This window comes from Altererythrobacter sp., from assembly GCF_050299635.1.
GTDB lineage: Bacteria > Pseudomonadota > Alphaproteobacteria > Sphingomonadales > Sphingomonadaceae > Erythrobacter.
Genome location: NZ_JBNKWF010000015.1, coordinates 78,932 through 85,105 on the forward strand (window position 1 = coordinate 78,932; position 6,174 = coordinate 85,105).

At 61.5% G+C, this 6,174-nt stretch carries 5 protein-coding genes, 1 tRNA gene and 1 riboswitch; all 6 genes read right to left on the reverse strand.

Annotated features, from left to right (window positions below):
- Positions 1-105 precede the first annotated feature (105 nt).
- Complete coding sequence (locus tag ACQY6C_RS09690) at positions 106-1,023, reverse strand: ABC transporter substrate-binding protein (RefSeq protein WP_427968207.1); 918 nt, start codon at positions 1,021-1,023, stop codon at positions 106-108.
- Complete coding sequence (locus tag ACQY6C_RS09695) at positions 1,023-1,571, reverse strand: hypothetical protein (protein ID WP_427968209.1); 549 nt, start codon at positions 1,569-1,571, stop codon at positions 1,023-1,025. The genes ACQY6C_RS09690 and ACQY6C_RS09695 overlap by 1 nt, the downstream gene beginning before the upstream one ends.
- Before the next feature lie 11 nt (positions 1,572-1,582).
- Entirely contained in the window at positions 1,583-3,490 is a 1,908-nt protein-coding gene (locus ACQY6C_RS09700; RefSeq protein ID WP_427968211.1) for a TonB-dependent receptor plug domain-containing protein, read from the reverse strand.
- A 169-nt stretch (positions 3,491-3,659) separates the two neighbouring features.
- Positions 3,660-3,861: riboswitch (cobalamin riboswitch) on the reverse strand.
- Positions 3,862-4,069: 208 nt separating this feature from the next.
- Positions 4,070-4,145 (reverse strand) — tRNA-Ala (locus ACQY6C_RS09705).
- 98 nt (positions 4,146-4,243) lie between these two features.
- Complete coding sequence (locus ACQY6C_RS09710; RefSeq protein WP_427968214.1) at positions 4,244-5,314, reverse strand: hypothetical protein; 1,071 nt, start codon at positions 5,312-5,314, stop codon at positions 4,244-4,246.
- A gap of 188 nt (positions 5,315-5,502) precedes the next feature.
- Positions 5,503-6,174, reverse strand: a 672-nt coding sequence (locus ACQY6C_RS09715; protein WP_427968217.1) for a Bax inhibitor-1/YccA family protein, incomplete at its 5' end; no start/stop codon positions are given.

The window sequence follows — 6,174 nt, forward strand, 5'->3', positions numbered from 1 at the left end:
CTCACCCAAGATTGAGACCTTGTTTCACGCTTCCGGCAGGTTGGCCGGAAGCGATCAAGGTTGGGGCATTTCTTGCGGCTTTGGCGAGCGGTATGGGCTCTGCCGCTATATTCGCTCGTAGAGACCACTCGCCCATTCGGGCATGTTCTCCGGCTGTCGGAGCAGCGCCGCAAGCAGGCGCGCCGATTGCAAGAGGCGCGGGCCCGGGCGATTGAACAGATGATGGCCATCAACTGCAAAGGCGCGTCCCTCGCGCACGGCACGCATCGACCGCCAGGGCTCGCGTTGCAGCAACGGCCGCGCTTCTGCCAGCGTCTGCTCAATGCGATAGCCGCACGGCATCATGACGATGATGTCGGGATCGGATGAATATGCCGCTTCGATATCGATGGCGTGAGAATGCACGCCCGGATTGGCAAGCAGGGATTCAACCCCGGCGGCGGCGATCAGTTCAGGCACCCAATTGCCGGCAACCATCAGCGGATCGATCCATTCGATGGCGAGCATCCGTACAGGCGGATCTTGCGGCACCGGTGCAGCAAGTTCTGCCAGGCCTTCCATCGATCTCCTGATTAGCGCCTCAGCCGCCTGCTCTTCCCCAATGGCAGCGCCCACTGTCGCGAAATCGCGAAAGACGTCGCTCAAATCGTCAGGCGCGGTGGAGACCAGAACGGGCCTGGTCCCGACCCACGCGTTGAGCGCATCCTCGAGATCGGCCGGGGTAACGGCACAGATCGCACATTGGGACTGAGTCAGGATCACGTCCGGTTCAAGGCTGCGCAGCAAATCCGCATCGACATCATAGACCGAGAGGCCGGCAGTCACGATCGCGCGCACCCGGTCTTCGATTGCCCGCGAATCCAGACCCTTCTCTAGTTTGGTCGAGGTGCAGACAGGCAGGCGTGCAACCCAGGGCGGGAAATCGCATTCATGCGATCGGCCGACGAGCCGTTCCCCAACCCCGAGTTCCACCGCAATTTCGGTCGCGCTGGGAAGCAGCGAGACGACCCGCGGCAAGGCCATCAGTTCAATCCGGCGAGATCAGGTGCAAACCATCTTGGCGTAGCCCTCGTCAGGATTGCGAGCAGGCCGGTCAACAGGCCGAACCACACAAGCTCGCTTAGCCCGACAAGCGCGACGATATCGGCCGTGAACATCGACATGTCGCCGCGCAGGGCAGCATAGGCCGCGAGCAGCACTTCGAAGGTTGCGAAACCCGCGATAGCTGCAATGGCCAGCCGCCCAGGCTCCAGACCGCGCACAACATGCCTGGCAACGGCAAGCACCGCCAGACTTGCGACCAGTAGCGAAATCCCCGCAGCGACCGTCATCGCGTCGCGAGGATATCCCAGCACGCCGAAGCCGAGCGCCTGATTGCCCAGCCAACACAGCACCACGGCATAGAGCGCCTCACGATTGCGCATGCTTGCCGCGGCCAGAGTTGCCACCGCCACGAAAGGCATCAGGCAGGCCATCAACACGGTGCCTGAAAGCGTCGTCACGGCGAGCGTGGCAGGCCAGGCCCACCGATTGACGGGATGAAGACGCTCGACCGGATTGCGATCCGCCATGCTGTCTGGCCTCACAGCTCGATCCGCAGCCCGGCGACAACCGAACGCCCCGGGCTGACGAAGCTGAAGACCTGCTCGTAATCCTCATCCAGCAGGTTTTCGACCCGGCCATATAGACGAATACCATTGGTTAACCGCACATCCGCCGCGAGATTGACGAGTGTGTAATCGTCAAGCCGCTCCGTTACAGGGATAAAGCTGGGATCGGTAAAGGCGACGTCGTCGGTCGCGCCATTGTGCCGAACGATCAGCGTAGCGCTCGCCGCGTCATCGGGCGCGCTCCAGGCCAGCGCGGCGGAAGCGATATTGCCGGGGCGGCGGACTTCCTCCACCCCGTTTTCCGTCGCGTCGAGCCAGGTGTAGCCCGCGTCCAGCGTAACTTGCGGGCCAAGTTGCGCATGTGCCGAGACTTCCAGTCCCTTGCGCTTGGATTTTGTTGCGCGATTGGCTGGAGTTGCGATGAAATCGGGCGCCGGAAAATCCGTGTATATCTCGTCCCTCAGCCGGTTCTGGAACCATGTCGCGGAAAGGCGAACCGCATCGCCGCCGAAGGTTTGGTCCGCACCCACTTCCCAGCCCGTCGACTTCTCAGGCTTCAGATCCGCATTGCCGATGAAGCGGCCGTCGAAAAAGCCGTAAAGCTCATAGAAGCCCGGATTCTTGATGCCTGAACCGCCCGCTGCCCGCAGGCGAGTGGAACCGCTCACATTGACCGCGCCTTCAAGCCGGAAGGTGGTCGTGTCGGCAAACCGGTTGTTGATATCCCGGCGGATAGCGGCGCCAAGATCCAGCCGCTCGCTGGTAGCGCGATACTCAGCCACCAGTCCGATGTTGCGCGCAGTGCGTGCGCCGGTGAAGGCGAAACCGAACGGGTCGGTGTTGCGATAGCGTTCGCGTTCGATATCGGCAGCGAATGTCAGGCTATGCGCGAAATCGGGGCCGTCAAGCTTGAGTGACGTGACGTAGGAACCCTTCAGTCGCTGCCCCTTGCTTCCGAAATCGCGCGCGTCGCCCGTAAAGCTGTCACGTTTGACGTCGGCGATCTGGCCAGAGAGGTCATGTGTCCAGCGCCCGTCGAGCAATTCGACGCGCAAGCCCGCCAGCGCATAGAGGGCTTCATTCTCGTAGCGCACACCGGGGGAATCGATCACATAACCGAATGTCGGGCTGGTGGGATCGAAGTCCTGATTGTTGAAGTCGCCTTCAGTGTTTGAATAACGCGCCACAGCACGCAGTTCGACACCGGATGCGAGATCGATCGATCCCTTGCCTGAAAGCGTAAGCCCGTCACGCCCGATATCGCGCGAACCGCCACGCGCATTTGGCGAACCATCTGTCGTGACCAGCGTCGCGCCCAGCGCCAGCGCATGGCCATCGCCGCAAAGCCCCGCGCGTGCCGCCGCGTTGAAGGTCGCCTTGCTGCCGCCTTCGGCATAGGCCGCTACGCCCGGCCGGTCGCAGCCGTTTGCGGTACGATAGGCGACCACACCGCCAATCGCGTCCGACCCATAGAGCGCGCTTTGCGCTCCTCGCAGCACCTCGACACTGGCGCCGAGATCCGCCTGCAGCGTGCCGAAATCGAACTCGCCCGCGAAGGCGTCGGAAACCTCGATCCCGTCAGCCAGGACAAGCACATGATTGCCTTCACTTCCGCGCATGCGCAACTGGGTTTGGCCCGGAGTTGCGGTTACGGCCACGCCGGGCACATCGCGCAGAACATCCGCGATGTCGCGCACTTGCCGCTGCTGCAGGACTTCGGCGTCGAGCACGGTTACAGAGCCGGCATAATTCGCGACCGCCACGGGCTCGTCAGAGCGGCTGGCACTGACAATGATCGGCTTGTCCACCTCGCCCTGGGCGACGGCGGTATAGGGCAGGCAAAGCGCGAGCGCGCTTGCAGCAAGATAAATTGGGCGCATCAAATGCTTCCCCCTTCGCGCCAGAGCGACTGGCCGGGATCTGCCGCTCATGCGGCCCTTGCAGCGATTGGACGCGGGCGCGCGCTTCCAACCCCCGAAAGGTGCGGCCCCGGCCGCGTTTACGTCGCTCAGACGAAAGGCATTCGCGCCGGGTCAACCCTGGACCAGGCAAGAGCGACACGCTCCGGTCGGTCTCCTGGCTCACGGCTCAACGCGTTCGGATCGCCTTCCCGGACTTCGTCCAGTGGCTGCTCCTCCTTGTCGGAGACGCATGGCCCTAACGCTTGCCGCTTACAGTTGCAGGGACAGCCGCGGAATTGCACCGCGTTCCCGTTACCGGCTCGCGCTGCCCCGTTACGCATTCGCATCCGCGAGTGCAATATCCTTGCTTGTGCCTGGGAGTCTTGATGGAGAACTGTGCCTCCGGGGACGCTACACCATTCGCCTCCCGCGCTTGCGCTTGGGAGTTTCAACGGAAAACCGTCCCCCGGACGGTTTTCTCCGGTCGTGCACCCCTTCGCTTGCGCTCGGGAGTTTCAACGGAAAACCGTCCCCCGGACGGTTTTCTCCGGTTGAAACTGGTGGAGCCGAGGGGAATCGAACCCCTGACCTCGTCATTGCGAACGACGCGCTCTCCCAACTGAGCTACGGCCCCGTCCAGGTCTGTGCCAGTGCAATATGCCATGCGCCAGCGAGCGCTGGCCATTAGCGAATGGCTGGCCGCGCTGCAAAAGGATTTTGCGCCTGCCCGGCTTAGCCGCCTTCGGGCGTCGGGGCCTGAACGACCGGCTGCGACACGAAACGCGGCTGATCGGCGGTTTGCTCCACCGGCTCATCGGTCACCTGTGCGTCTGCAACCACGGTCGTTTCTGCCTCCGCGGCGGCGGGTGCAGTTTCGCCAGGATCGATTGCACCGGCCTCCTCGCTCTCAGCCACCACGCTGCCGGTTCCCGGTGCATATTGCACTTGCGGCTGCGTACCGAGATTGACCGGCGAAGTTATCGAAGGGGCCTCGTTCGCATCAGGGCCATAGGCATTCCCGCTCGCGCTACTGGCGGCAGGAGTGTAGGTCGAGATGGCTGGCGTTCCCGAAGTTCCCTGCACTGGCGAGGGATATTGCGCATTCAGCGAAGCGGTGGTCGCCGTCCCTGGCCCGTAGAAGCTGGAGCCGCCCCCCGCCTGCGGGCCATAGCGCGAATCCCAGGCCGCCAGATTGACGCGATATTGCTCGTATGAACGGAAGAAGTCCTCGAACACCGCTTCCAGTCGCGGCAGGGCGACAGCGGCGAATGTGTCGAGCTGTCCCTTCGGGACCGCCATAAGATCGCTGCTGACTTCAAGCGCGGCGTCACAGAACTTGGGCAGTGCGGGCGGAAGTGCGAAATAGTTGTACACCTGCGTCATGTAGGTGTCCTGCACGTCGCGGTAGCCGGAACCGTACTCGCTACGATATTCCTTTTGCAGAGCGCGATTAGTCGCAGAGAGTTCGCGCGCATGAGTCTTCAGGAACGCCTTGTAGTTTTCGACCAGCATGGCGTGGCGCGGTTGCAGACAGTTGAGTGCCGCCACATTGAGCCCGCTGCGCAGGTTCCATAACTGCTGCGCCGAACTGATATTGACGTTCACGGTCTGGCGCACACCGTTAAGCCCGACGGCCGGAATAGCCATCATCTCGGTCGCACCGGAAGGCGGCACGGGACGCGGCGGAATCACAACCACCGGCGGCGGAGGTGGAGGTGGTGGCGGCGGCGGCGGTGGAGGCGGCGTGGCACATGCGCCGAGCGCCGCCAATCCGGCAGCCACGGTCACAATCTTCAGTTTCATACCCGCATTCGACCCCATTTAATCGCCCTTTCCGGTCATGCTTGCCGACAGGGTATCCCCATCCGCCTTGCCGCAAGCTGAAGTGTCAGGGTTAGTGCGCCTGCGATGTAAAGAAAATGCCCGAGGTGCATCGGGCACCCCGGGCATCGATGAAGTGAGTCATTCCTGCGACTATTCGCAATTTTCGCTCAGTTGCGGTTGCCCATGAAGCGCAGCAGGAAGAGGAACATGTTGATGAACGCCATATACAGATGGAGCGCTCCATAGATGGTGGTCTTGGCCATCATTTCCGAATTGCCACGTACATGCGAATAAATGTTTTTGATTTCCTGCGTCTTGTAGGCAGTGAAGGCAGCAAACAGCAAAACGCCAATGCCGCTCATCACTGTGTCGGCAAGAACCGACTTGAACACAAAGACATTCAGCAACATTGTTGCGAACAGCCCCCAGATACCCATGACGATGAAGGTGCCCAAACCGGACATGTCCCTCTTGGTTGTATATCCCCACAAACTCAGCCCGGCAAAAGCGGCCGCCGTTGCAAAGAACGTCTGTGCGATTGAGACCGGCGTGTAAGCAATAAAGATCGTCGCGATGGAGATGCCTACCGCTGTTGCGTATATCCAATATGCGGCCTGCGCGGCAATTAGAGACATCTTAAAGATACGAATCTGCAGCCACATCACTAGGATGAAAGGCCCTGCCATCATTGCCCAGCCAAACAGATTGGGCGATCCTGTTGGCCCAAACATCGAAAACACCAGGCCTGAACGCGCCGTCAAAAGCGAAACAATGCCCGTCAGCAGAACAGCTGATGCCATGTAGTTGTAGACACCGAGCATGTATTTGCGCAGGCCCTC